Source organism: Arthrobacter sp. BG3, assembly GCF_056680185.1.
Genome location: NZ_CM155270.1, coordinates 1,274,734 through 1,299,556, shown reverse-complemented (window position 1 = coordinate 1,299,556; position 24,823 = coordinate 1,274,734). Strand labels below are relative to the sequence as shown.

General features: G+C 66.3%; 22 protein-coding genes and 1 pseudogene. 19 read left to right on the top strand and 4 right to left on the bottom strand.

Features of this window, described 5'->3' with window-relative positions; all coding sequences use genetic code 11:
• Positions 1-139: 139 nt before the first annotated feature.
• The 5 genes and pseudogenes from AC1MFL_RS05680 (at position 140) to AC1MFL_RS05660 (ending at position 6,572) form a co-directional block, all read left to right on the top strand.
• Positions 140-2,083: an ABC transporter ATP-binding protein gene (locus AC1MFL_RS05680; RefSeq protein WP_479815326.1), complete on the top strand. Its 1,944-nt coding sequence runs from the start codon at positions 140-142 to the stop codon at positions 2,081-2,083.
• A gap of 50 nt (positions 2,084-2,133) precedes the next feature.
• A pseudogene (locus AC1MFL_RS05675) lies at positions 2,134-2,541 on the top strand (acyl-CoA thioesterase); the annotation flags it as partial.
• Between the two features lie 174 nt (positions 2,542-2,715).
• Positions 2,716-2,994 (top strand): hypothetical protein, encoded by a 279-nt coding sequence (locus AC1MFL_RS05670; RefSeq protein WP_479813955.1) that lies wholly within the window; start codon positions 2,716-2,718, stop codon positions 2,992-2,994.
• A gap of 91 nt (positions 2,995-3,085) precedes the next feature.
• Positions 3,086-5,317 (top strand): McrB family protein, encoded by a 2,232-nt coding sequence (locus AC1MFL_RS05665; RefSeq protein WP_479813953.1) that lies wholly within the window; start codon positions 3,086-3,088, stop codon positions 5,315-5,317.
• Positions 5,304-6,572, top strand: a complete 1,269-nt coding sequence (locus AC1MFL_RS05660; RefSeq protein WP_479815324.1) for a 5-methylcytosine restriction system specificity protein McrC — start codon at positions 5,304-5,306, stop codon at positions 6,570-6,572. Before AC1MFL_RS05665 ends, AC1MFL_RS05660 begins: the two co-directional genes overlap by 14 nt.
• A gap of 19 nt (positions 6,573-6,591) precedes the next feature.
• Here AC1MFL_RS05660 and AC1MFL_RS05655 read toward each other — a convergent pair whose 3' ends face one another.
• The 3 genes from AC1MFL_RS05655 to AC1MFL_RS05645 form a co-directional block, all read right to left on the bottom strand.
• Positions 6,592-6,882: a hypothetical protein gene (locus tag AC1MFL_RS05655; RefSeq protein ID WP_479813951.1), complete on the bottom strand. Its 291-nt coding sequence runs from the start codon at positions 6,880-6,882 to the stop codon at positions 6,592-6,594.
• A gap of 161 nt (positions 6,883-7,043) precedes the next feature.
• Complete coding sequence (locus AC1MFL_RS05650; RefSeq protein WP_479813950.1) at positions 7,044-7,475, bottom strand: very short patch repair endonuclease; 432 nt, start codon at positions 7,473-7,475, stop codon at positions 7,044-7,046.
• A gap of 89 nt (positions 7,476-7,564) precedes the next feature.
• Positions 7,565-7,999 carry a pyridoxamine 5'-phosphate oxidase family protein gene (locus AC1MFL_RS05645; protein ID WP_226758546.1) on the bottom strand — a complete coding sequence of 145 codons (435 nt, stop codon included), beginning with the start codon at positions 7,997-7,999 and terminating at the stop codon, positions 7,565-7,567.
• 372 nt (positions 8,000-8,371) lie between these two features.
• On the opposite strand from AC1MFL_RS05645, the gene AC1MFL_RS05640 reads away from it, so the two are divergent.
• Together AC1MFL_RS05640 and AC1MFL_RS05635 are read left to right on the top strand one after the other, a co-directional pair.
• On the top strand, positions 8,372-9,028 hold the full coding sequence (locus AC1MFL_RS05640) for a DUF6318 family protein (protein WP_479813948.1): 657 nt from the start codon (positions 8,372-8,374) through the stop codon (positions 9,026-9,028).
• Between the two features lie 3 nt (positions 9,029-9,031).
• On the top strand, positions 9,032-9,970 hold the full coding sequence (locus AC1MFL_RS05635; protein WP_479813946.1) for a PKD domain-containing protein: 939 nt from the start codon (positions 9,032-9,034) through the stop codon (positions 9,968-9,970).
• A 35-nt stretch (positions 9,971-10,005) separates the two neighbouring features.
• On the opposite strand, the gene AC1MFL_RS05630 is transcribed toward AC1MFL_RS05635, so the two are convergent.
• Complete coding sequence (locus tag AC1MFL_RS05630) at positions 10,006-11,340, bottom strand: GAF domain-containing protein (protein ID WP_479815322.1); 1,335 nt, start codon at positions 11,338-11,340, stop codon at positions 10,006-10,008.
• 205 nt (positions 11,341-11,545) lie between these two features.
• Here AC1MFL_RS05630 and AC1MFL_RS05625 point away from each other — a divergent pair, with 205 nt between their 5' ends.
• From AC1MFL_RS05625 to AC1MFL_RS05570, 12 genes are all read left to right on the top strand, one after another.
• A complete protein-coding gene (locus tag AC1MFL_RS05625) occupies positions 11,546-13,336 on the top strand; it encodes an NAD(P)-binding domain-containing protein (RefSeq protein WP_479813945.1) in 1,791 nt (596 codons plus the stop codon).
• A gap of 135 nt (positions 13,337-13,471) precedes the next feature.
• Positions 13,472-14,527, top strand: coding sequence for a 2,3-butanediol dehydrogenase (locus AC1MFL_RS05620; protein WP_479813943.1), 1,056 nt, complete (start codon positions 13,472-13,474; stop codon positions 14,525-14,527).
• Positions 14,528-14,609: 82 nt separating this feature from the next.
• Complete coding sequence (locus AC1MFL_RS05615; RefSeq protein WP_479813941.1) at positions 14,610-15,683, top strand: alkene reductase; 1,074 nt, start codon at positions 14,610-14,612, stop codon at positions 15,681-15,683.
• Between the two features lie 273 nt (positions 15,684-15,956).
• The gene (locus AC1MFL_RS05610) at positions 15,957-16,667 is read left to right on the top strand and encodes a GntR family transcriptional regulator (RefSeq protein ID WP_479813939.1); all 711 of its coding nucleotides are present in this window, start codon (positions 15,957-15,959) and stop codon (positions 16,665-16,667) included.
• 273 nt (positions 16,668-16,940) lie between these two features.
• Positions 16,941-17,945 carry a sugar phosphate isomerase/epimerase family protein gene (locus tag AC1MFL_RS05605; protein ID WP_479813937.1) on the top strand — a complete coding sequence of 335 codons (1,005 nt, stop codon included), beginning with the start codon at positions 16,941-16,943 and terminating at the stop codon, positions 17,943-17,945.
• 164 nt (positions 17,946-18,109) lie between these two features.
• A complete protein-coding gene (locus AC1MFL_RS05600; RefSeq protein ID WP_479813935.1) occupies positions 18,110-19,867 on the top strand; it encodes a dihydroxyacetone kinase family protein in 1,758 nt (585 codons plus the stop codon).
• On the top strand, positions 19,864-20,346 hold the full coding sequence (locus tag AC1MFL_RS05595) for a ribose-5-phosphate isomerase (RefSeq protein WP_479813933.1): 483 nt from the start codon (positions 19,864-19,866) through the stop codon (positions 20,344-20,346). Before AC1MFL_RS05600 ends, AC1MFL_RS05595 begins: the two co-directional genes overlap by 4 nt.
• A gap of 2 nt (positions 20,347-20,348) precedes the next feature.
• A complete protein-coding gene (locus tag AC1MFL_RS05590) occupies positions 20,349-21,335 on the top strand; it encodes a 3-hydroxyacyl-CoA dehydrogenase family protein (protein WP_479813931.1) in 987 nt (328 codons plus the stop codon).
• A 34-nt stretch (positions 21,336-21,369) separates the two neighbouring features.
• Positions 21,370-22,137: an SDR family NAD(P)-dependent oxidoreductase gene (locus AC1MFL_RS05585; RefSeq protein ID WP_479813929.1), complete on the top strand. Its 768-nt coding sequence runs from the start codon at positions 21,370-21,372 to the stop codon at positions 22,135-22,137.
• A gap of 12 nt (positions 22,138-22,149) precedes the next feature.
• On the top strand, positions 22,150-22,275 hold the full coding sequence (locus AC1MFL_RS05580; RefSeq protein ID WP_479813927.1) for a hypothetical protein: 126 nt from the start codon (positions 22,150-22,152) through the stop codon (positions 22,273-22,275).
• Positions 22,276-22,340: 65 nt separating this feature from the next.
• On the top strand, positions 22,341-23,726 hold the full coding sequence (locus AC1MFL_RS05575) for an MFS transporter (protein ID WP_479813925.1): 1,386 nt from the start codon (positions 22,341-22,343) through the stop codon (positions 23,724-23,726).
• A 12-nt stretch (positions 23,727-23,738) separates the two neighbouring features.
• Positions 23,739-24,611 (top strand): triose-phosphate isomerase family protein, encoded by an 873-nt coding sequence (locus AC1MFL_RS05570; RefSeq protein ID WP_479813923.1) that lies wholly within the window; start codon positions 23,739-23,741, stop codon positions 24,609-24,611.
• Positions 24,612-24,823: the final 212 nt, after the last annotated feature.

The following is a 24,823-nucleotide window of genomic DNA, read 5'->3' as shown; positions in this document are numbered from 1 at the left end:
AAAGGTCGAACTCGGGCCCTCGGGCACCGAATCCGGCGCAGAGTCCTCCGCCACCGGTCTTTCCGCCGGGTCCTCCGCGACCGGGCCGGATGACGACTTCTACGAAGAGGAATTCACGCCCGGCGAGGCCGACGGCGGCATGTTCGGGAACCTGCCCGCGAAGAAGGCCCAGCACTTCTGGCCCTCCGCGAAGCGGCTGATGGGACTGCTCAAGCCCGAGCGGACCGGCATCATCGCCGTGCTCGCGATGGTGACGGTCGCCGTCGTCCTCAACGTTGTGGCGCCCCGGATCCTCGGACAGGCGATGGACGTGATCTTCGGCGGAGTCGTTGGCAAGCAGCTGCCCGCCGGAGGCACGAAGGAGCAGTTCGTCGCGGGCCTGCGCGCCCAGGGCCAGGACAACTTCGCCGACATGCTCGCCAAGATGAACGTCGTCCCCGGTGCCGGCGTCGATTTCCAGCAGCTCGCGTTCCTGATCAGCGTGGTGCTGGTGATGTACTTCGTCGCGAACATTTTCCTCTGGCTGCAGGGCTATGTCCTGAACGTCCTGGTCATGCGGGTGGTCCGCCGGCTGCGCGATGACACCGAAACGAAGCTGAACCGGCTCCCGCTGAACTACTTCGACACCCGCCAGCGCGGTGACATCCTGTCGCGGGTCACGAACGACGTGGACAACATCCAGCAGGCGCTGCAGCAGGCCTTCGCGCAGCTGGTGAACTCGGCGCTGACGGTGATCGGCATCGTTATCATGATGTTCATCGTGTCCTGGCAGCTGGCCCTGATTGCGCTGGTCGCGCTGCCGCTCTCGGCCGTGGCCGCCGGCATGATCGGCTCCCGCAGCCAGAAGCTCTTCGCCGCCCAGTGGAAGAACACCGGCGAGCTCAACGGCCAGATTGAGGAATCATTCTCCGGGCACGACCTCGTCCGCGTCTTCGGCCGCGACGCCGACATGCTGGCCCGCTTCGACGAACGGAACGAAGCCCTCTACCAGGCCAGCTTCGGGGCGCAGTTCGTCTCCGGCATGATCATGCCGGTCATGCAGTTTGTCTCCTACCTCAGCTACGTCGGGATCGCCGTCGTCGGCGGGCTGCGCGTGGCCTCCGGCGGGATGAGCCTGGGCGACGCCACGGCGTTTATCCAGTACTCGCGCGAACTCACCCAGCCGCTGGGCCAGATGGCGGGCATGGCCAACATGCTGCAGTCCGGCGTTGCCTCCGCCGAGCGGGTCTTCGAATTCCTCGACGCCGAGGAACAGGACGCCGAGACCGCCACCGAGCAGCTGCCGGCCAAGACCGACGGCCACGTCGAGTTCCGGCACGTCACCTTCAGCTACACCCCGGACAAGCCGCTGATCGAGGACCTGTCCTTCACCGCGGAACCGGGGCACACCGTGGCGATCGTCGGCCCCACCGGTGCCGGCAAGACCACCCTGGTGAACCTCGTGATGCGCTTCTATGAACTCCAGGGCGGCAGCATCACCCTGGACGGCGTCGACATCACCCACCTCAGCCGAGCGGAACTGCGGGCCAAGGTGGGCATGGTGCTGCAGGACGCCTGGCTCTTCGGCGGGACCATCTACGACAACATCCGCTACGGCAAGCTGGACGCCACCGAAGACCAGGTGATGGAGGCGGCGAAGGCCACCTTCGTGGACCGCTTCGTCCGCGCCCTCCCGGACGGCTACAACACCGTCATCGACGAGGAAGGCAACAACGTCAGCGCGGGCGAGAAGCAGCTGATCACCATTGCCCGGGCCTTCGTGGCCAACCCCTCGCTGCTGATTCTGGACGAAGCCACCAGCTCGGTGGACACCCGCACCGAAGTGCTCGTCCAGAAGGCCATGGCCGCCCTGCGCACCGATCGCACGAGCTTCGTGATCGCCCACCGCCTCTCCACCATCCGCGACGCCGACACCATCCTGGTGATGGAGGCCGGCCGGATCGTGGAGCAGGGTGCCCACGCCCAGCTGCTGGAGCTCAAGGGGGCCTACTACCGCCTCTACATGTCCCAGTTTGCGGGCGAGGACGCGGAGACGGCCTTTTCGGAAAACACGGCAAACGACGCAACGGCGGTGCACAGTTGAGCGCCGCCGGCCGCGCCGCGGAGCCCCGGCGCATCGAGGTGCAGATCCCGATGCGCTGGGGCGACATGGACGCCTACGGCCACATCAACAACGTCCAGCTCGTACGGATCCTCGAGGAAGCCCGCATCGCGGCCTTCGGGCCGCCGCGCGGGCCGGGGCTGCCGGGGGTTGAGCCGCCGGTATCGCTCTTCAACGTGGTTCCGGAGGGGACCCTGGCGCTGATCGTGGAGCACAAGATCCGCTATGTCCGGACCCTCGAGTACCGCAATGTCCCGGCCCTGGTCCAGATGTGGATCGGTGCCGTGAAGGGTGCCAGCTTCGACATCCACTACCTGGTCCAGGACCCGGTCACCCGGGAGGATTGCGTCCGTGCCACGAGCCACCTGGCGTTCGTCGACGAGGCCACCGGGCGGGTGCTCCGGCTGACCCCGGAGCAGAAGGACAGGCTGGCTCCGTACATGGCCGTCCGCCCGGCCCCGTCCACGGATCCCGCGCAGCCTGAACCCGCGCAGCCCGGAGCTGCCTACCCGGACCCTGCCCGCCCGGTCCGATAGCCTCTACCTCGGTGCACCGTTCGTCCCTAGAATGAACACCCCGCGGGCAGTCAGCCCGGAAGCCAAGGAGCACTCATCATGGTGAACAAACGAGCACAGTTCATGGCGAACAAGCGCAAGCGGAACGCCCGGAAGAAGAGCTGGAAGGAACTCTCTCCGATGGCGAAGGTCGGCACGATTACCGGCGCCATCGTCCAGCTTTCGCTCCGGTTCGCAGCCCAGCGAGACATCTCACACCGCCCGGCTGCACAGATCCGCGGCAGCAAGATGTTTTGGCGGCTGGCCACGCTGGTCAACTTCGTCGGCCCGGGCAGCTACTTCACGTTCGGTGTCAGGCGGAGCGCGGCGGCCAAGTAGCCGGCGCCCGGTCCCCGCACGGAGCTACCGGGCAGTAACAGTGGGACGTCCCATGATGCGGGCGTCCAGCTTAAGCCTGTAAATTGAAGGGATGACCCCAACCAAAAAGCCTGCCATGCACCGCGCCCTCGGCATCTCCAAGGAGATTGAGGATGCGGCGTGGTTTGTGCTGGGGCCAGGGCTGCACGGCAAAGCGTCGGCCCTGGACGGGCGCACCAAAACCTGGTCGGTGCCCGCTGCCGCTGAGCTGCTCGACCGGCTCGAGCGCGGGGTCCCGGACGCCAAAGCTCCCATGATGACCAACCTGCGGCAAAACCTCCAGGACGCCTCCCGGGGCGCCAAGCAACTGGCCGTCGAGCTGCTCTTCCTGCAGTCCCTGCCGTTGGCGCACGAGGTGAAATCCCTCAAGGTCAAACGCGCGCGCGTCGCCGAAGCCGCCTCCTGGCTGGAGCCGCCGCTGGAACTGCCGGATGAGCTGTTCGCCGGCATGACGGACCACGGTGTCATCCGGGACCGCACCGCGGAGTTCAACTGGACCATTTGGGACCACCTGAAGTGGCTGTGCCGGTTCGTGCAGCACGTCGCCCGGCGTCCGGCCGGCGCCGTCGCCGCAGCGGTCAAGGACCCGCTGGCCTTCCACCAGCTCGTTGCCGGCACGCCCGGTGACCAGCCGGCCATCCGCCGCAGCATCGAGTTCCTGGTCTGGCCCAGCTACTTCGAGCCCGTGGTGGCCGACGTCGAGCGCCAGGAAATCCGTGACGCCTTCGCCTCCCTCGTGGGCGGCGCGAAGGGCGACAGCGACGAGGACATCTCCGCGGACATCCACCGCATCCGGCTGCACCTCGACGAACAGGCCGGCCAGCGGATCGACTGGTACTCCCGGCAGCTGGTCAGCCAGTGGCGCAAAGTGGGCGACCCCGGGCGGCGGGCCTGGCTGCTGCGCACCCACCACGACAACGCCGACCTGCTCGGCAGCTGGCAATCCGAGGAGCGGGTGACGCTCGACGTCGAGCACCTCCGCCTGCTGGACCCCGGCGTCAGCGCCGGGCTGGTCCAGCACGCCGTGGATGAGGACTACAAGCACCTCGGCTACGTAGAGCGCGAGGACACGAAAACCGCCGTCTTCGCCTTCCTGACCGTGATGAAGCCCGGCGACCTGGCCCTGTACCAGAGCGCCGGCACCGTCCGGGTGGGTGTGGTCCTGGGCGAGCCCGAACACCACGAGGCCAACCGCCGGCTGCGCCGGAAGGTCCGCTGGTTCGACGAAACCCACAGCATGACCGGGCTGCCCCGCCACGTGCAGCGGCAGCTGGCCACCTCCGGCATCGTTGTGGACATCACCCGCGTCATCCAGGCCCTGGAGGCGCTCCTTCCCGCCGAAGCGGAAGCCGAGACCGACGACGGCACCGAGCCGGCCGCCGTCGTCGAACCTGTCTGTGAGGGGTTCCGCCCGTTGACGGCGGAATTCGCCGAGTCGCTGCACATGGACCTCGAGCCGCTGCAGGAAATTGCCGAACTGCTGGAGGAGAACCGCCAGCTGGTGCTTTACGGCCCGCCCGGCACCGGCAAGACATACCTCGCCAAGCACCTGGCCGCCCAGCTCGCCGGAGACACCACCGACGAGCGCGTCAAGCTGGTGCAGTTCCACCCCTCGTACGCCTATGAGGACTTCTTCGAGGGCTTCCGTCCGGACAAAACCGAGGAAGGCCAGGTGTCCTTCAAACTCGTGGCGGGGCCGCTGCGCCGGATCGCCGAAGAGGCCGCCAAGCCGGGGAACGAGAGCAAGCCGTATTTCCTGATCATCGATGAGATGAACCGGGCCAACCTCGCGAAGGTCTTCGGCGAGCTGTATTTCCTGCTGGAGTACCGCGACGACCGGATCTACCTGCAGTACAGCCCCAACGAGCCCTTCACGCTGCCGGACAACCTCTACATCATCGGCACCATGAACACCGCGGACCGGTCCATCGCGATGATGGATGCAGCCATCCGCCGCCGCTTCTCTTTCATCGAGCTCCACCCCAAGACGGAGCCGGTGAAGGGATCGCTGCTGCGGTTCCTGCAGGCCCGGGAGCTGGACACGACGCCGGCCCTGCTGATGGACGCGCTCAACGATGCCATCGATGAATGGGACCGGGACCTGATGATCGGCCCGTCCTACTTCATGAAACCGTCCGCACAGACGCCCAAGGGCCTGCGCCGGATCTGGAAGTACGAGCTGATGCCGCTGCTGGAGGAGCATTACCACGGCCAGCTGAACCGCGCGCAGTTGGAGGAGCGGTTCGGGCTGGACCAGTTGCTTGACCGCCTTGCGCGCGTCTAGCCAGCCGGGGCCGGCCAGCCGCGCGGCGCCGGGCTCCAAGCCGGTCCGCCGGATCGTCCTTGACGAGCTGTCCCGGGGCGTCGTGGAACGGCTTGACCCTGCCAGTGCGGCCTACGTCAACGGCAGCGGCCTGGCCAATGCCTCGCCCATGGGCATGGGTTTGTTCCGTATCGAGCCTGTGGGGAAGGTCGGCTCGGTGCGCACTCCCACAGTGCAGCTCGAGGTGCGGCCCAAGGAACGGCTTGGCCTGGACCGGCTGCTGTTCCTGCTCGGCTACGCCGGGGACCAGGGCTTCCGGGAGGACTGCGTCGCAGCGGTCGAGGAAGCGGACCTGTGGAGCGCACTGGCCGAGTCGCTGGCCCAGCTTGCGGACCGGGCGCTTAGCCGCGGCGTGCTGCAGGGCTACCTTAATGTGGAGGAGTCCCTGCGGACGGTCAAAGGCCGGATCCGGATCTCGGACCAGATTTCGCGACGGCCCGGCATGCTGGCGCCCCTCGAAGTTTCCTATGACGAGTTCACCGGGGACATTGCGGAGAACCGCATCCTGCGGGCGGCGCTGGAACGGATGTCGCAGGTCCCGGGGGTGCGGCCGGAGGTGCTGAGCCGGCTGCGCCAGCTCAAGGGAAAGCTCGTGGCCGTGACCCGGCTGCAGTCCGGCGCACCCCTGCCGGTGTGGCGCGCCAGCCGGATGAACACCCGGTACCAGGCCGCGCTTCGGCTCGCCGAGGTGATCCTGCGCCATGCTTCGGCGGAGGCCGGCGACGGCACGCAGCAGTCGGCGTCGTTTGTGGTGGACATGTCCACGGTGTTCGAGGACTTCGTCGGAACGGCGCTCCGCGAGGCAATGGCGGCATACCCGGGGGAGATGCGGCTGCGTTACAACGCCCTGCTCAATGAGGCCGTCCGCGATTCGGACCGGATCGTGGTGCAGCCAGGAGCCGTCCACCTGCTGGGAGGACGGCCGGTGATGGTCTACGACGCGAAGTACCGGGCCGCGGCCGACACCGGGGCGTCCCTGTCGGGGGACCACTACCGGATGCTCGCCTATTGCACCTCGCTGCGGGTTCCGACGGCATGGCTGGTGTATCCCGGCGCGGGAGAGCTCAAACTGCGCCGGATCCTCAACACTGACATCGACGTGGTGGAATTCCCGCTGGACCTGTCGAAGCCGCCAGCGGAAATCCTGGCCTCTGTGGCGGACCTCGCACAGCAGTCCTGGGGCGAAGTGGTGCGTCAGGCAACCATCAACCGTTGACGCGCTCCGGGGAGCGGCGTCAGCTGGATTGCTGTTCCACCGACACGGCCAGAAGGTGGCTCAAGAGGGCTTTTTCCGGCTGGCCGGGGTTGTTGGCGACATGCCAGCGCAGCTTCTCGCGCACGTGGGCTTCTTCGGTCGTGGTGTCAGCGAGAATCGCCGCAATGATCGCGGAAACCTGCTGACGCAGAGGGCTAAGGTCATGCTCGCCATCTGGGGACCGCCGGCACTCCTGCGCCCAGGATTCGTGTGAGGACTTCGGTGGCCGAACTGTGTTCAGCGACGCGTTGGACTTCAGCAAGTTCGGCATCTGCGCTCTCCCGTGGTCAATTAAAACGGTAAGTGCGGACCCCGGGTAGGGTCCTTGTCCCCAGATTGGGATATTACCCGAGTCAGGCCAATCTGTCCGGTAGCGCTGAGGTCTTTTCTTGATGTCGCCAGAACGACTTCCGGACGCTGGGGGCGACCGGCCTATGCGGTTGTTCCCCGAAGAAAATCATCCAGCTGCTTTTCCAGCGCCGAGAGATCCTTGAGTTCGCACTCCCAGACAGTGAGGACTTCCCAGCCTGAGCGCTCCAGCTGATGGCGCTGTTCGGCGTCGCGGTTCCGCGTGCGGGTGCGCTTGGTTTCCCAGAACTCCGCATTGGCCTTGGGCGCGTGCTGCCCGACCCTGCAGTCATGGAAATGCCAGAAGCAGCCGTTGACGAAGATGACTTTGTGGCGGCCGGCAAAGACCAGGTCCGGGTTGCCGGGGAGCCTCCCCCCGCGGGCGGTGCCGTGCAGCCGGTAGCGGTAGCCCTTGGCGTGGAGCAACTTTCGGACCAGCAGTTCGGGCGTGGTGTTTTTCCCGCGGATGCGGGACATGTTCCAGCTGCGCCGCTCGGGTGTCAGCTTGTCCGCCATGGTTTAAGTCTAGGCGGCAGTCTGGAGCCCGGCGTCGGCCGGATAACCGGTCAGTCGGTCAGCCGGCCATCGCCGCCGTCGAACGGCTGCTAGATCTCCCGCTCAGGGTGCTCACCGAATTGGAAATGGCGCCCGCTGACGGAGGTGGGCGCGATCTCGACGTAGAAGTCCTTCAGGGTGGGCACCCACGGCTTGAGCCCAAGGGCCTCTGCCGCTGCGATATCGGCAGACTGTTCCAACACCCGGGCCGTGCCCCGCAGGACGATCGACCAGGCCTCGTCGGAGAGAATGCCGTCCGTTTCGAACAGCACCTTGGAATTGATGGTCAGTTCAGCGAGTTTGTTGCCGGGCGCAGTCCGGAGGTAAAGCTTCCTGCCGCTCACGGCATAGTTCACCGGAAAGATATCCGGTTCGCCGCCGACGATGACCACGAGCCTGCCGTGCTTGGTGCCTTCAATCAGCTTCCAGCTCTGGTCGTCATCAAGGATCAGGATGGGGTTTTCGTCTGCATGTTCGAACATCATGGGTTCATTGTTCTGGCCCGTGTAGAAAAATGCCAGAGCCTGCGGCGTGAAAGTCGATCTGAGTCGCTGTGAGGCGGAGCATTTGCGGCGAAACGACCAGGCTGCGGCGAATTGTCGGACCTCGTCCGTAGGCTGATGCCGTTCGCCTTCAATCGGCTGCTCTGGATTTTCTGGGGTTGCCGGCCGCGGTGCGGGCTGATCCGTGTCTTCAGTGAAGCGGACCCGCCGCCCATGTGGTTTCCGGAAGTCGGCCGCCCGGCCGGTCAACGAGCGCCTGTGGATAACTTGGATGTCCAAAATGTGATGTCAGTTACCCTTAAGTCATTGTTTGGCTTCAGGCGTCTTGATTTCTATCGGGGGGAATAGCTGACCATGACATCTCGCACTCCATCTTTCGTCCGCCGCAGACGCGTTTGCGCAGCCATGGTCGCTCTGTCCCTCTTGCCGGTCACTGCCTGCACCGGCGGGGGAACAACGCCGGGTGCAACGGCCGCACCCGGATCCTCGAGTCCGACGGCGTCGCCGACAGCTACCGCCAGTCCCTCGCCAACGGCCAGCTATAAACCGGCCGACGCCTCGGGCAAGGCGGAGAACGTGCCGGTCCCCGTGCTGCCGGAAGCTGCGAAGGCCGAGACGAAGGAAGGTGCTATCGCTTTTGCTTCGTACTGGTTCAGCCTGCTCAGCTACGGATATGAGACGGGCGAACTGGCGCAATTTGAAGCAGTTACGTCGCCAGATTGTGAGCCATGCGCAAAGGCTAAGAGCGTTATCAGCGCCTGGCACGCAGAAGGGCGCTGGTTGGTAGGGGGGAAGATCACGACGCCGTCGATTAGCAGTGAATTTGTCCGCGACGTGGACGCCACGTATCAGGTTGTAGTCCAGGCCCAGCAAACTCCACTCACATATATGAGACAGGATGCCACCGTGGCCCGCAGTGATCCTCAGCCGGATGATACTGGGAATCTGTTGTTCATAACTTTCAGCGGCGGCTTATGGACCGTGGTAAATGTCGGCAGAATCGTCGGTTAGATCATGCGATTCGCCACCACACGCCGCACTCTGAGCGCATGGGTCGTCGCGGCCGCGATCGTCATGTTCATCGCACCTGCGGCTGCTCAAGCTGAGCCGCCCGACATATTCAGTGATTGGAAGCCGGACAGCGTAAGTGTTGGGGGTTGGAGGCTGGATCCAGCGACAGGGAAGTTTGTGGCGCTTCAACCTGGCGCACCTCAAGCCGACCCATACCAATACAAGTACGAGCTGCAGTGCCATCTGGGCGGAGGCGACTTCGACACAAAGTGCCTGGCCGTCCTCGTGGACTGCAAGAACGGCCCCGACGGCAAGGATGGAATTCCGGTCGTGTGGCTTAAGGCCCCGGCTGGCGTGCCGAACCCGACGTGGAGCTTTCACTCCGGGCCCACGTGTCTTTTCGATCCCAAGCCGGAGGATTTGCTGCCCAGGATCGCCGCCATGATCCAAACGGAGTTCCAGAGGCTGCCCATCGCTGCAGGATCCGTCACGGCCCAGCCGAGCCCACATACCTTGCGCGGTGCCGAGACCAACTTCTTCGCGGCCGCGGCGGAGCAGCAATTCGACATCACCCTCCTGGCGCAGAAAGTGCACGTCGTCGCCAGGCCCGTCCAGTACACCTGGAATTACGGTGACGGCACCTCGCTGGGGCCGCAGACCTCGGCCGGTGGATCCCTCCCGCAGGACCGCTGGGGCGAAAAGACAGCCACCAGCCACGTCTATACCCAAACCGGGGATTTCCCGGTGGTGCTGACGACGCATTTCCAGGGGACATACTCCGTCAATGGCGGGCCGCCGTTGCCCATTCCGGGCCAGGGGCAGTTCAGTTCGCCGCCGCAGACCGTAAGCGTCTGGCGCTCCATCACCCGGAACTATGCTGACGACTGCCTCCGCAACCCGCAAGGCCAAGGGTGCCCCGGCGTCGTTCCGCCTGCGCCCTAGCATCGGGACATACACGGACGCCACTGGCGCAGTGCTCAGGCTCGCAGCTCCCGGTCGACCCGTTCCATCCGTGCGCTCACCAGCTGGCAGCGTGGATCCTGGGGTCCCAGGAGCATGGCCGCAGTCGCTGCGGCGGCCGTATCCGAGGAGCCCATGTCGCTGGTGCACCACTGCAGGATCAACCGGGCGTCGCCGCTGGTCCGGACGGAGGCGCCGACGGCTTCATTGAGCTCATCACGCATGAACCCGACGGCGAGGTTGCTCGAACGGTTGAGGAGCTTGGCCGGGTAGGCCGCAAAGGCCTCCGTCACCCGTCCGTCGCGCAGATGGCCAGCCACGATCGAGGCATCCGTCACGACTCTCACGGCGGAGGAGAAACGGTAGGGGTTCGCTTCCACCACATTGCCCAGGATGCTGCGTACCCGGTGCATCTCGGTCCGGATGGCTGCAGCGGTGCCCGCGTCGCCATGTATCTCGTAGGCCAGTTCGTCGGCGCTCCACCCCTGGGTGCGGGAGGCCAGCAGGGCCAGGATCTCGGCGCGGCGCAGCGTTAGCGGGCGGCGGGTGCCGCCGTCGAGCGCAGCAGATGGCGCGTCCCCCAGCAGCTGCAGCACCAGCTGTGACCGGGCACCGGCTTCGGATCGCCTACCGGTGACCCCGTCGGCGTTCCCGGTCCTGCCGCCGGCGCCGACGGGAGGGGCCGCGGACTTCAACAGCTCCTCAGCCAGCCGCACGCCACAGCGCACCAGGCGAAGGCTGTCCGGCGTGACCGATTCGTACGGGCCGGAAACGTCCAGGACGCCAACGACCTCGCCCGTCAAAGGGTCCCGGATCGGGGACGCCGTGCAGGCCCAATCGTGGTGCGTCCGCACGAGGTGTTCGGCCGAGAACAGCTGCGCCGGGGCGCCCGTCACCAGCGCCTCGCTAATAGCGTTGGTACCGACCCCGGATTCGGACCAGTCGGCACCCTCCACGAACTCCAGCGAGTCCGCAAGTTTCAAGGCCTGCTTGCTGCCGACGCGCCACAGCACTTCACCCTGATGATCGGTGACGATCAACAGGTGCCGCCCGGTAGCCGTCTCATCGGCCAGCAACTGCGACAGCGCGGGCATCACGGCAGCCAGCCTGTGGCCGGCACTGAGCGAGCGCGCCTCGGAAACTTCGTGCCGGTGCACCGGGCGGTGCAGGTCCGGATTGATGCCCAAAGCCAGGGAACGCTGCCAGGACTTGACGAGGGACGGAGACAAATGCGGACTTGGCGTGCCAGAAACTATTGACTCGTGCGCCTTGCGGAGGACACGCGCGTACTCAGCCGGCGCAGAAAACCTCAGGTCGGAGAGCTGCGTGGTGGAGCGGCTGCCCGGCCGCATGCTCATATTCCCAACTCGCCCTCGAATCATCGCACCCGGCCAGCTACGCCGGCACCCGCCCGGCGGTCAACGCGGGCCAAGAGCCGGAGAGCTCTGTGTAACCCGATTGTAACCCCCTGAGACTTTTACTTGTGAGGCAGGTCACTGCATGGCGCGGTTGCCATGCAACGGGACCGGCCCACAGTTGGCAAAGGAAAGAGGAAACATGCCTGAGACTCCAAACGGCGTGGTCGAGGCCTGGCTGGCGCAGTTCGATGAGGCGCTGCGCAGCCACAACACCGACAACGTGCTTGAACTATTCGATGACGATTCGTACTGGCGCGACTTCGTCTCCTTTACTTGGAACCTCAAGACCCTGGAAGGCAAGGAGGACATCCGGCGCATGCTGGATGCGACCCTGGACGACGTGAAGCCCAGCAACTGGACCCTGGCCGAGGACGCCACCGGGGACGCCGCCAACGCCGAGGCCTGGGTGAATTTCGAAACAGCCCAGGCCCGGGGCTACGCCCACCTGCGCCTTCGGAACGGCAAATGCTGGACCCTGCTGACCACCATGCAGGAGCTCAAGGGCTTCGAGGAAAAGAAGGGCGTCAACCGGGAGAAAGGCGTCGCCCACGAGATCACCAAGGGCCGCAAGTCATGGCTGGAGCTGAAGGAAGAGCAGGAAGCCCGGCTCGGCTATGAAGACCAGCCCTACACCGTCATCATCGGCGGCGGCCAGGGCGGAATCGGGCTGGGGGCGCGGCTGCGCCGGCTCGGCGTGCCCACCATCATCATCGAAAAGAACGACCGTCCCGGTGACTCCTGGCGGAACCGCTACAAGTCCCTGCACCTCCACGATCCGGTCTGGTACGACCACCTGCCCTACATCAAGTTCCCCGACGACTGGCCGGTTTTCGCTGCGAAGGACAAGATCGGCGACTGGCTGGAAAACTACACGCGGATCATGGAACTGAACTACTGGTCCAAGACCGAATGCACCAACGCCCGCTTCGACGAGACCTCGCAGGAGTGGATCGTTGAGGTGGTGCGCGATGGCGAACCGGTCACCCTGCGGCCGAAACAGCTCGTCTTCGCCCTGGGCGTCTCTGGGTACCCCAGCGTTCCCGCGTTCGACGGCGCCGAGTCCTTCCTCGGGGAGCAGTACCACTCGTCCAAGCACCCGGGCGGAGGGGACTGGACCGGGAAGAAGGCCGTGGTCATCGGCTCCAACAACTCAGCCCACGACATCTGCGCCGACCTCTGGGAACACGGCGCGGACGTCACCATGGTCCAGCGGTCCTCCACCCACATCGCGCGGAGCGAATCACTCATGGACCTCGCCCTCGGGGGCCTGTACTCGGAAAAGGCACTGGCCAACGGGGTCACCACGGAGAAGGCCGACCTGCTGTTCGCGTCCCTGCCCTACCGGATTCTGCCCGAAGCCCAGATCCCGGTCTACGCGGAGATGGCCGAGCGGGACGCCGAGTTCTACTCCCAGCTGGAGGCCGCCGGCTTTGACCTGGACTTCGGCGTCGACGGCTCCGGACTGTTCCTCAAATACCTGCGGCGCGGCTCCGGCTACTACATCGACGTCGGCGCCTCCCAGCTGATCATCGACGGCCGGGTCAAACTCGCCAACGGCGAGGTCGACAAAATCACCGGGAACGCCGTCGTAATGGCCAACGGAACGGAACTGGAAGCGGACGCCATCATCTACGCCACCGGCTACGGGTCGATGAACGGCTGGCTGGCTGATCTGGTCTCACCCGAGGTGGCCGACGCCGTCGGGAAGTGCTGGGGCTTTGGCTCCGACACCCCGAAGGACCCGGGCCCGTGGGAAGGGGAACTGCGCAACATGTGGAAACCCACCAACGTGGACAACCTGTGGATCCACGGCGGCAATCTGCACCAAAGCCGCCACTACTCCAACTATCTGGCGCTGCAGCTCAAGGCCAGGATGGAGGGGCTTCCGACGCCGGTCTTCGAACGCCAGCCCACGCACCACACGCGCTGACCGGGACGGGGCCGTGACAATCGGCCGCCCGGGAACCACACTGGGGGTGACGGCCCCCGTTGTGACAATCCAACGACATGCCGTGGATGCGCCTGACCGGGCGCATCCACGGCCCGTAATGCGAAGGAAAGCACCATGAAAGCAGCACGATTCCATGCCCGTGAGGTCCTCCGGATCGAAGACATTCCGGAGCCGGAGCTGCGCCCGGGAGCAGTGAAGATCGCCGTCGCCTGGTGCGGGATCTGCGGGACTGACCTGCACGAATTCCTGGAAGGGCCGATCTTCACCCCGCCGCCCGGCCACCCCCACCCGATTTCCCACGAGGAAGCCCCGGTCACCCTGGGGCACGAATTTTCCGGCACCATCGAGGAACTGGGGGAGGGTGTGACCGGGCTCGCCGTCGGAGACAGCGTGGTGGTGGAACCATATATCGTCTGCAACGAATGCGGCCCGTGCCTCAGCGGCCACTACAACCTGTGCACCAAACTCGGCTTCATCGGCTTGGCGGGCGGCGGCGGGGGACTGAGTGAGAAGGTCGTCGTCGAAACCCGGTGGGTCCACCCCGTCGGCGACATCCCGCTGGACGAAGCCGCCCTTATCGAACCCCTCGCGGTGGCCTATCACGCCGTCGGCAGGGGCGACGTCAAGGCCGGGGACGTCGCCGTCGTCGGCGGTGCGGGCCCGATTGGCCTGCTGACCGCAGCGGTCCTCAAGGGCCTGGGCGTCACAACGATCGTTACCGAACTGTCGGCGGCACGGAAGGAAAAAGCGGTGTCCTCGGGGGTCGCGGACCATGTGCTGGACCCGAGCTCCGATGACGTCAAGGCGCGGGTGCTGGAACTGACGGCCGGTGCGGGGGCGGATGCAGCCTTTGAATGTGCCGGCGTGAATGCCGTGCTGGACACCATGCTCGACGTCGTGAAGCCGGCCGGCGTCGTGGTCAACGTCTCGATCTGGGGACGTCCGGCCACCGTGGACATGCAGAAGGTCGTCCTGAAGGAAATCGACCTCCGCGGCACCATCGCCTACTGCGGTGATCATCCGGCCGCCATCAAGCTCGTCCAGGAAGGGAAAGTCGATCTGAAACCCTTCATCACGGGAAGAATCGCCCTGGACGACCTCGTGGACAAGGGCTTCGACACCCTCATCAACCACAACGACACCGCCGTGAAAATCATCGTCCACCCCTAGTGATCCGAGTCTCATCAGGAATAGTTGCAGGCGCCGCGCAGTTGCTACCAGAGAACCCAATCCCTTGTGAAAGGAACTGCGCATGCTGTTTTCCCCGATGACTCTTGGCGAGCTGGAACTGCCCAACCGACTGGTGATGGCGCCGCTGACCCGCGTCCGCTCCGGCAGGGAGGGCGTTCCCGGCCCGCTCGTTGTCGAGCACTACCGCCAGCGTGCTTCGCTCGGATTGATCGTCAGTGAGGGCACGTATCCCAGCCGGGCCGGCCGGGGGTTCCCGGGCCAGCCCGGCTTGGTCACCGAGGAACAGCTTGCGGGCTGGGCCAAGGTCACCTCCGCCGTGCATGCCGAGGGCGGCCGGATCTTCGCCCAGGTCATGCACGCCGGCCGGGTCACCCACAAAGACACTACCGGCGGGTACGAAGTGGTCGCTCCCAGCGCCATCGCGATCGACGGCGAAACCCGCACCTACGAGGGCAAGCAGGCGTTCCCCGTCCCGCGTGCGCTGAGCACGGACGAACTGCCGGGCATCGTCCAGGAGTTCGTGACCGCGTCCCGCAATGCGCTCAATGCCGGGTTCGACGGCGTCGAGCTGCACTCGGCCAACGGGTACCTGCTGCACGAATTCCTCGCCCCGTCCGCCAACCAGCGCGACGACATCTACGGCGGCTCGCCGGAGAACCGTGCCCGCTTCGTCATTGAAGTGACCCGGGCCGTAGTGGATGCCGTTGGTGCCGACCGCGTCGGCATCCGGATCTCCCCGGAGCACAATGTCCAGGGAGCTTTGGAGCTCGACGCAGCCGACGTCCGGGAAACCTACGGCATCCTGGTGGACGCCCTGGCGCCCCTGAAACTGGCCTACCTGAGCGTCCTGCACAAGGAACCCGCCACCAGCGAGCTGGTGCAGGATCTGCGCACCCGCTTCGGCGGAACCTTCCTGCTGAACTCGGGCTTCGGCGTCATGACCACCCGCGAGGAGGCCAAGGCGCTGGTCGCGGACGGCCACGCTGACGCCGTCGTCGTGGGACGCCCGGCCATCGCCAACCCGGACCTGGTCCGCCGCTGGAGTGAGGGACTTCCGGTCAACCAGCCGGACCCGTCCACGTTCTACACCGACGGCGCCGAGGGCTACACGGACTACCCGGCCTACCAGAACTAGGTTCCCGGGCGGCAACTCCGGCGCCACCAGACACTGGGACCCGGAACCACCCGCACCACCCGCACCACCCGACCGGCTGGACATGTCCCGCCGCGGCCACGAACAGTGGACAGAATGCCATTCTGTCCACTGTTCGCTTTTAACAATGGGCATGTCCCCCGGGTATGTGAGCCAGGAATGGGCATGTCCCCCGGGAGTGGACGTCAGGGATGGGCATGTCGCGAGTGCGTCTCCGGGAGACTCCTGCTTCGGTCGGTCCTATAGGATTTGACTATGCAACCAGCTCCGCCAGGCGACCGTGCTGAGGTCCGCAGCAAAGGCCGTACCATCAGCCGCCAGGTCCTCGCTGATCACGTGTACGAAGAACTTCTGGCGTCCCTCATGGACGGCCGGCTCGAACCCGGGGCCGTGGTGAGCATCGACGGCACCGCCAGGGAACTCGATGTCTCGCCGACACCGGTCCGGGAAGCGCTCGCACGCCTCGAGCACACCGGCATGGTGCGCCGCGTGGCACTCAAGGGGTACCGGGTCGCACCGGTTTTCACCCAGGAAGACTTTGCCGAACTCATGGAGGCACGCCTGGCGATTGAACCCGTTAACGCCCGCCTCGCGTGCGCCCGGTTGACCTCCGAGCACCTCGCCGAGCTGGAGCGGGCTGTCGCTGACCTCAAGACTGCGCCGCGGGGTCCGTCGTTTGCCGAATACCGCGACTACCTGGAAGCGGATGAGAGGTTCCACCGGCTGATTGCGGAACAGACCGGCAACCAGTTCATGGTCGCCGCCTACGCCGCCCTTGGGGGACAGGTCCAGCGCTTCCGCCTCTTCGGGGGAGTGGGCATCACCGACGCTGAGAATGCCATCGCCGAGCACCAGTCCGTCCTGGACGCATTCGCCACGGGCGACCCGGAGAAGGCGGCAGCTGCGATGGCTGACCACGTGAACAAGGTGCGTGGCCGCGCCATCGCCGACGCTCCGGCAGGCTGACCCGGGACACCAGCCCGAGCCCAGTTTCACCGCCCGACGCCCCCCCGAGTTTGCAGGCTTACCCCGTCGCTGCCCGGACTTGCCCGGCTTGACCCGAGGCAACCTGCCGTCCCGGACAAGAGTCCCTTCGAGAATCTCAGGGGCACCCTACCGCGGCCGGACGATCCCCTATAGGATCTTCGATTATTGCCGAAAACCCCGGATGTGATCTTGACAACACTCTGCGGATAGTAAATCCTATAGGAAACAGGATTCCACGAAGGAGTGAACCCCATGGCGTACACAGCCGAAAACTGGCCGATCACCGCAGCGCTGCTGCAGTTCCCCGGCGTCGACGCCGCCGGAACTCAGATCAATGACGCTCCCGCCGCGGCCTGGGCCGAAGTCCTCACCGAGGTCAAGGACGCAGGCTTCACCGATGCGGACCTCACGGACAGCTGGGTCCGTCCCGGCGACCTGAGCCCCGCCCGCCTCGCCGAGTTCAAGCAGACCGCCGAGAATGTCGGCATCGGCATCCCGGTCATCTCCGCCATCCGCCGCAGCGTGATCGAGGAACGGAACTGGGAAGCGAACCTGGCCTACAGCCACCGCACGATCGACGCCGCCGCCGAACTCGGCTGCGAGGTGGTCTCGTTCGGGCTGCACCAGGCCATCACCGCCGAGCAGCAGAAACAGCTCTGGTTCTGGACCGTCGAAGGGTACAAGGACCCGGTGGGGGACAAGGAAACCTGGGGCAAAGCCGTTACCCGGCTCCGCGAACTGGGCCGGCACGCGGCCGAGGCCGGCGTCCTGCTCTCGCTCGAAATGTACGAGGACACCTACCTGGGCACCGCGGATTCGTCCGTCCAGCTGGTCCAGGACATCGGACTGGACAACGTGGGCCTCAACCCCGATCTCGGCAACCTGATCCGGGTGCACCGCCCGATCGAGGACTGGCGCGAGATGGTCGCCAAGACCCTCCCGTACTCCAACTACTGGCACATGAAGAACTACATCCGCGATGAGGATGTGGCCCGTGACAGCTATGTCGCGATGCCCGCACCGATGGAAAGCGGCCTGATCAACTACCGCGAGGCCTTCCGGATCGCGCTGTCGGTCGGTTTCCAGGGCATCCTGTGCACCGAGCACTACGGCGGCGACGGTCTCAGCGTCACGGCCAGCAACCAGGACTACCTCCGCCGCCGGATCCTGCCCAAGACCGACGGCTATGCCCTCGGCCAGAGCCAGGTCGCACAGGGCCGGCAGCTGCCGGCCGCCGCGGCACTCGCCAGCGCCTGACCCGGCGCCTCACACCGGCGTCTGACCCGGCGCCTCACACCGGCGCCTGACACCAGCGCCTGACACCAGCGCCCGGTGCGGCCGTCAAACCATTTGGGGGCGGCCGCACCACACCCCAGCTCCACCCCCAGCAATACTTTCCAACACGGATTCAATGAGGAACCATGACCCAGATCTTCGACAACCCCGCTGACTTTGCGGATGAAGCGTTGGACGGCTTTGTGGCAGCCAACCGCGGGTACGTTGCCCGCGTGGACGGCGGCGTCGTCCGCTCCACCGAGGTCCCGGCCGGGCAGGTGGCCCTGGTGGTCGGCGGCGGGTCCGGCCACTACCCGGCCTTCGCCGGGCTCGTGGGACCCGGACTTGCCGCCGCCTCCGCCTGCGGCAACATGTTCGCGTCGCCCGCCGCCGGCCAGGTCTACCGGGTGGCCCGGGCCGCCAACGCCGGGGGAGGGGTGCTGCTGAGCTACGGCAACTACGCGGGGGACGTCCTGCACTTCGGCCAGGCCCAGCTCCGCCTCAACGCCGAAGGCATCGAAACTCGCACCGTCCTCGTCACGGACGACATCGCCAGCGCCCCGCTGGACCAGATCGAAAAGCGCCGCGGGATCGCCGGTGACCTGACGGTCTTCAAAATCGCCGGCGCCGCCGCCGAGGCCGGGCTGGACCTCGACGACGTCGAACGGCTCGCCATCCGGACGAACTACCGCACCCGCTCCCTCGGCGTGGCCTTCGACGGATGCACCCTGCCGGGCGCCGACGCCCCGCTGTTTTCCGTCCCTGCGGGACAAATGTCCCTGGGACTCGGGATCCACGGCGAACCGGGGATCTCCGAGCACCCGATGCCCACCGCCTCCGAACTCGCCGAACTGCTGGTCACCAAACTCCTCGCCGACATACCCCACGACGCTGGCAGCCGTGTCGTGGCGATCGTCAACGGCCTCGGCACGGTCAAGTACGACGAGCTGTTCCTGCTCTTCGGCAAGATCGAAAAGCTGCTCCTCGCGGCCGGACTCACCGTGGTGGAACCGGAATGCGGCGAGCTCGTCACCAGCCTGGACATGTCCGGACTCTCGCTGACCCTGCTCTGGCTGGACGACGAACTTGAGCAGTACTGGGCGGCCCCGGCCGACACCCCCGCGTTCCGCAAGGGCAGCATGGCACCGCGTGCCGCGCGCCAGCTGGCCGCGGCGGACGAGGAAGTTACGTCCGACGTCGAACGCCCCACCGCTGCCGCGGCTGGCCTCGGACGGCAGGCCGCCGCCATGCTCCGTCAGGTGCGGGACGTCGTCGTCGAGCACGAGGACGAACTGGGCCGGCTGGACGCCATCGCCGGCGACGGCGACCACGGCATCGGCATGCGCCGCGGCGTGGACGCGGCGGTCGCAGCCGCCGAGCGGGCGGCCGCGGACGACGGCGGTGCCTCCGCCGCGCGCGTCCTGACCTCCGCCGGGGAGGCATGGAGCGAACGCGCCGGCGGCACCTCCGGTGCCCTCTGGGGATCCGCGGTCATCGCTGCGGGACTTTCGCTGGGCAACCGTGACAGCTACAGCGGCGAGGATGCAGCAGCAGTGATCACAGCCTTCGTCGGTGCGATCACCGAACTTGGCAAGGCCGATCCGGGGGACAAAACCATGGTGGACGCCCTGCTGCCCTTCCGGGACACCTTCCTCACGGCGTTCGACGGCGGCGCGTCCGTCGCCGAAGCGCTGGCCGCAGCCGCCACCGCCGCCAGGACAGCCGCCGACGCCACCGCCGGGCTCCGGCCCCTCAAGGGACGCGCCCGGCCGCTCGCCGAAAAGAGCCTGGGACACCCCGACCCGGGAGCGATTTCATTCGCCCTCATCGCAGCAAGGATTTCCGCACACACCGACAGCCGGCTCGCTCACCCCGAACCGGCCCAGCAAGGAGTACAGGCATGAGCACAGCAGCAGGCTGGCGCGTGGTCGTCGGAAACGACGAAGCCGGCGTCGAATACAAGAACGCCCTCAAAGCACTGCTCGAAGCGGACCCCCGCGTCGCGTCCGTGCAGGACATCGGAGTCGGGGCCAATGACACCACCGCGTACCCGCACGTCGCCGTCGAAGCCGCCCGGATAGTGGTCGAGGGCCGCGCCGACCGGGCCCTGCTGATCTGCGGCACCGGCCTGGGCGTCGCCATCGCGGCCAACAAAGTCCCCGGCATCCGCGCCGTCACCGCGCACGACAGCTACTCCGTGGAACGGTCCGTGCTCAGCAACAACGCCCAGGTGCTCACCCTTGGCCAGCGCGTCATCGGCCTGGAACTCGCCAAGAAACTCGTCGGCGAATGGCTGGGCCACAGCTTCGACGAAACCTCTTCCTCCGCCGCCAAGGTGGACGCCATCTGCTCCTACGAGCCCGAATACACGAAGGCAGTTTGACCATGACCGAATCAGCAAACACCGCAGCCGCCCTTAACGCCGCCCGTAAGATCGCCGTCGTCGGCTCTGGCTACATGGGCGGCGGGATCGCACAGGTACTGGCGCTCGGCGGCGCCCGGGTGGCTCTGGCCGACGTGTCCGCCGAAGTGGCGCAGAAGAACTACGAACGGCTGCTGGCCGAATCGGACGAATTTGTCGCCGCCGGTCTCTTCCCGGCAGGCTCCACCGCGGTCCTGAAAGAGAACCTCTGGGCCGCCCGGGACATCGAGGAAGCGGTGGCGGACGCCGACTTCATCGAGGAAGCCGTCCCCGAGATCCTTGCGATCAAGCACCAGACGCTGGCACGGATCAGCGCCGCCGCCCGCCCGGACGCCATCATCGGATCCAACACCTCCACAATCTCCATCGCGGAACTGTCCGAGCCCGTCACCCACCCGGAGCGTTTCCTGGGCGTGCACTTCTCCAACCCCTCGCCCTTCATCCCCGGCGTGGAGATCATCCCTCACGCCGGCACTTCGGCCACCACGGTCGGCGCTGTCCGCGAGCTGGTCCACGCGGCCGGCAAGCAGACCGCCGTCGTCAAGGACGTCACCGGCTTCGTCCTCAACCGCCTCCAGTACGCCCTGTTCCACGAGGCCGCCCAGCTGGTGGAGCAGGAGATCGCGACGGCGGAGGACATCGACACCCTGGTCCGCACCACGTTCGGTTTCCGGCTGCCGTTCTTTGGACCGTTCGCCATCGCCGATATGGCCGGGCTGGACGTCTACAACTTCTGCTACAAGTCGCTGCAGACGGAATTCCCGGAGCGCTTCGCGACGCCGAAGATCCTCAGCGAACTCGTCGACGCCGGCAAGCTGGGCACCAAGACCGGTGCCGGCTTCCTCAACGTCCCGGCGGAGCGCACGCCCGAGCTCATCGCCTACCGGAACAAGGCGTACGTGGCCATGCAGAAGCTCATCGATGAGCTTGGCCCTGCCCCCATCAACTGAGCCCCGCCCCTTTCACACTTTCAGGAGCAGTTTCATGAGCACTTTCCCCGCAGGACGCACCGCCATCATCACCGGCGCCGTGTCCGAGCGCGGCATCGGCCGAGCCACGGCAAACTACCTGGCGGCGCAGGGCTGGAACGTCGGCATCATCGACCTCGACGACGCCCGGTGCAAGGCCGCGGCCAAGGAACTGGCGGCCGAGCACGGCGTCAAGGCGTTCGGCGCCGGCGCCAATGTCGGCGACGAAGCATCCGTCCGCGCAGCCATCGACGCGATCGAGGCCGAACTGCCCCAGATCGTGGCCCTGGCCAACGTCGCCGGCGTCAGCTCCCCGGTCCCGTACCTGGAACTGGACGCGGCTGAGTGGGACCGGGTCCTCAGCATCAATCTCAACGGCGTCCACTACGCCACCCGACGGGTCGCCGAGTCCATGGTCAAGAACAGGATCGGCCGCATCGTCAACATCTCCTCCGTCTCCGCCCAGCGCGGCGGCGGAACCTACTCCAAGACCCCGTACTCCGTGGCCAAGGCCGGCGTGATCGGGCTGACCCGAGCCACCGCCCGCGAACTCGGCGAATACGACATCACGGTTAACGCCATCTCTCCGGGCCCTATCGATACCGACATCATGGGCGGCACCCTGAGCCAGGAACGCAAGGATGACCTCACCAAAGACCTCGTCGTGAACCGGGTGGGCTCCACCCGGGACATCGCGGCCGCCATCGCCTTCCTCATCAGCGAGGACGCCGGCTACATCTCCGGCCAGACGCTGAATGTGGATGGCGGACTCTACATGCACTAAGGAAGAAGCGCCGTGGCACAACCGAGTAAGACCGCAGCCTCCGGATTCGCGTCGTGGAGCAGGGGACGGAAGATCTACCTCGCCGTCGGGATCCTGGCCTGCCTGGCCGGGGTCATGATCATCGCCTTGTCCCGCTAGAGAACACCGTTTTGCCGCTCCACCCACCTGATTCACTCAACTTATCTGCTCGACGAGGAGTTTTGATGTCCGTTGTATCAACGTCCACCAGGGACCTTCTGGAGACCCCGGTCCTGAAATCGGCGATCTCCAAGGCGTCCCGCCGGCTTATGCCCATGCTGGTCATCCTGTACGTGGTGGCCTTCCTGGACCGCACCAACGTGGGCTTCGCCGAAGCCGCCCTCGGCGTGGACAAGGGCATCACTGCCGGCGCCTACGCCCTCGGTGCCGGGATCTTCTTCATCGGCTACGCCCTGTTCGAAATCCCGAGCAACCTGCTCCTGACGAAGTTCGGCGCCAAGATCTGGCTGGCCCGCATCGCCATCACCTGGGGCATCGTCTCCGCATGCTTCGCGTTCGTCCAGGGCGAGACATCGTTCATCATCCTGCGCTTCCTGCTCGGTGTCACCGAGGCCGGCCTGTTCCCGGGCGTCATCATGTTCCTCGCCGCGTGGTTCCCCAACAAGGTCCGCGTCAGGATGTTCGCCATCTTCTACCTGGCGCAGCCGTTCTCCCAGATGCTGGGCGCGCCGCTCTCCGGCTGGCTGATCAACATCGGCGACCAGGTCCCCGGTGTCCAGGGCTGGCAGGTCATGTTCTTCGTCGAGGGCATGCTCGCCGTCCTCGCCGGCGTTGCAGCGTTCTTCTTCCTGATCAACAGCCCGCAGGACGCCAAGTTCCTGAACAAGGAAGAGAAGAGCGCACTCCTGGAGGTCATGGCGCTGGAGGACACCGTCAAGGAGGAGTCCGGCCCGCGCGGCGTGCTGGCGGCCATGAAGAACGGCAAGGTCTGGTACTTCACCGTCATCTACTTCTGCCTCCAGATCGCCGTGTACGGTGTGACGTTCTACCTGCCGCAGCAGGTGGCCCAGCTGACCGGCCAGAAGGTCGGCTTCGCCGTCGGCCTGATGGCCGCGATCCCGTGGTTCTTCGGGATCTTCGCCTGCTACTTCATCGGCAAGGCCGCCAACACCGTAGTCCGCCGCCGCATTTGGGGCACCGGGCTCTTCATCTCCACCGGGCTCTGCATCTTCGGCTCCGCGTGGGCCGGCGCCAACCACATTCCGGCGCTGGGCATCATCTTCATCACCCTTGCCGTGTGCAGCTTCCTGTCCATCGGCCCCATCGCCTGGTCCTACCCGACGGCGTTCCTCACCGGAACAGCCGCCGCCGCGGGCATCGGCCTGATCAACTCCCTCGGTAACCTGGGCGGCTTTGTCGCCCCGATTCTGCGGACCTCGGTCAACCAGATGACGGCTTCCGACACCGGAACCATGGGTGTCTACGCGCTGGGTGTCCTGCCCTTCCTCGCCGCGGCGATGATGTTCGCCACCAAGCGGTTCAAGAACAAGGCAGACGAACTGCTGGAGGAGCAGCCTTCCGTCCAGACCGGCGCACCCGGATCCAAGTAGAAAGCACCAACAATGCAGCAGCACCCCAGCCAGACCACCACCGGCAGCATCCTGGTCGGTGTCAGCACCAAGATGTACCTGGGCTACCAGGACAGCCTGGACTGGCTGGGGCTACTGCGGCGTGAAGTGGACACCCGCCCGGCCCTTGCGGCCGGGCGGGTTGTCCCGTTTGTCATTCCGTCGTTTCCCGTCCTGCCCGCCGCCGCCGGGCTGCTGGCCGGTTCGCCGCTGTTGCTCGGCGCCCAGAACTGCGGCTGGGCCGACGGCCCGTGGACCGGGGAGGTGGCCCCGTCCATGCTTGCGGAGCTTGGGGTCCGGCTCGTGGAAATCGGCCACGCCGAGCGCCGGCGCCACTTGGGCGAAGACGAGCCCATGATCGCGCGCAAGGTCCGGGCCGCGGCCGACGCCGGGCTCACGCCGCTGCTGTGCGTCGGAGAGCTCGACCGCAGTGAGCCCGCTGCCGCCGCTGACTTTGTCCGCCGCCAGATCCGCTCGGCCGTCGACGGCGACTGGGATCTTGCCGCGCGGCTCGTCATCGCGTACGAACCGGTCCGGGCCATCGGTGCGGCGGAGCCCGCCGACGCCGGGTTCGTGTCCGACGTCGTCGGGCAACTCCGGGAACAGCTCGCCGCCTCCGGGCTGCGAGACCTGCCCGTCATCTACGGCGGCTCGGCAAAGCCCGGACTGCTGCCCACGCTCGACGGCGTCTCCGGGCTCTTCCTCGGCCGCTTCGCCCACAACCCGGCCAACTTCGGGGCCGTCCTGGATGAAGCACTCCTGCTGGCTGAGGAAATCGCCGGGACAGACATCCCTGGGAGGGCTGTGCCTGGGACGACCATTCCCGTGACGGCCGCGGCAGCGTCTGCCCCCGCCCGCCGCAACTAGGACCGGCCGAGGGAACCGCCACCGCCGGACATGCCCCGCCGCGGACACCGCCACCGCTGGACATGCCCCGCCGCGGCGGCAACCAGTGGACATAATGCCATTGTGTCCACTGTCCGCGTCCAGGAATGGGCATGTCCCAGACTGGTGGGCTCCAAGACTGGGCATGTCCCAGACTTGTGGGCTCCAAGACTGGGCATGTCCCAGACTTGTGG

Excerpts from the sequence above, each read along its gene's own strand:
- AC1MFL_RS05680 (WP_479815326.1), top strand. The coding sequence starts at position 140 with ATGTTCGGGAACCTGCCCGCGAAGAAGGCCCAGCACTTCTGGCCCTCC.
- AC1MFL_RS05670 (WP_479813955.1), top strand. The coding sequence starts at position 2,716 with ATGGTGAACAAACGAGCACAGTTCATGGCGAACAAGCGCAAGCGGAAC.
- AC1MFL_RS05665 (WP_479813953.1), top strand. The coding sequence starts at position 3,086 with ATGACCCCAACCAAAAAGCCTGCCATGCACCGCGCCCTCGGCATCTCC.
- AC1MFL_RS05655 (WP_479813951.1), bottom strand. The coding sequence starts at position 6,882 with ATGCCGAACTTGCTGAAGTCCAACGCGTCGCTGAACACAGTTCGGCCA.
- AC1MFL_RS05650 (WP_479813950.1), bottom strand. The coding sequence starts at position 7,475 with ATGGCGGACAAGCTGACACCCGAGCGGCGCAGCTGGAACATGTCCCGC.
- AC1MFL_RS05645 (WP_226758546.1), bottom strand. The coding sequence starts at position 7,999 with ATGATGTTCGAACATGCAGACGAAAACCCCATCCTGATCCTTGATGAC.
- AC1MFL_RS05640 (WP_479813948.1), top strand. The coding sequence starts at position 8,372 with ATGACATCTCGCACTCCATCTTTCGTCCGCCGCAGACGCGTTTGCGCA.
- AC1MFL_RS05635 (WP_479813946.1), top strand. The coding sequence starts at position 9,032 with ATGCGATTCGCCACCACACGCCGCACTCTGAGCGCATGGGTCGTCGCG.
- AC1MFL_RS05630 (WP_479815322.1), bottom strand. The coding sequence starts at position 11,340 with ATGCGGCCGGGCAGCCGCTCCACCACGCAGCTCTCCGACCTGAGGTTT.
- AC1MFL_RS05625 (WP_479813945.1), top strand. The coding sequence starts at position 11,546 with ATGCCTGAGACTCCAAACGGCGTGGTCGAGGCCTGGCTGGCGCAGTTC.
- AC1MFL_RS05620 (WP_479813943.1), top strand. The coding sequence starts at position 13,472 with ATGAAAGCAGCACGATTCCATGCCCGTGAGGTCCTCCGGATCGAAGAC.
- AC1MFL_RS05615 (WP_479813941.1), top strand. The coding sequence starts at position 14,610 with ATGCTGTTTTCCCCGATGACTCTTGGCGAGCTGGAACTGCCCAACCGA.
- AC1MFL_RS05610 (WP_479813939.1), top strand. The coding sequence starts at position 15,957 with ATGCAACCAGCTCCGCCAGGCGACCGTGCTGAGGTCCGCAGCAAAGGC.
- AC1MFL_RS05605 (WP_479813937.1), top strand. The coding sequence starts at position 16,941 with ATGGCGTACACAGCCGAAAACTGGCCGATCACCGCAGCGCTGCTGCAG.
- AC1MFL_RS05600 (WP_479813935.1), top strand. The coding sequence starts at position 18,110 with ATGACCCAGATCTTCGACAACCCCGCTGACTTTGCGGATGAAGCGTTG.
- AC1MFL_RS05595 (WP_479813933.1), top strand. The coding sequence starts at position 19,864 with ATGAGCACAGCAGCAGGCTGGCGCGTGGTCGTCGGAAACGACGAAGCC.
- AC1MFL_RS05590 (WP_479813931.1), top strand. The coding sequence starts at position 20,349 with ATGACCGAATCAGCAAACACCGCAGCCGCCCTTAACGCCGCCCGTAAG.
- AC1MFL_RS05585 (WP_479813929.1), top strand. The coding sequence starts at position 21,370 with ATGAGCACTTTCCCCGCAGGACGCACCGCCATCATCACCGGCGCCGTG.
- AC1MFL_RS05575 (WP_479813925.1), top strand. The coding sequence starts at position 22,341 with ATGTCCGTTGTATCAACGTCCACCAGGGACCTTCTGGAGACCCCGGTC.
- AC1MFL_RS05570 (WP_479813923.1), top strand. The coding sequence starts at position 23,739 with ATGCAGCAGCACCCCAGCCAGACCACCACCGGCAGCATCCTGGTCGGT.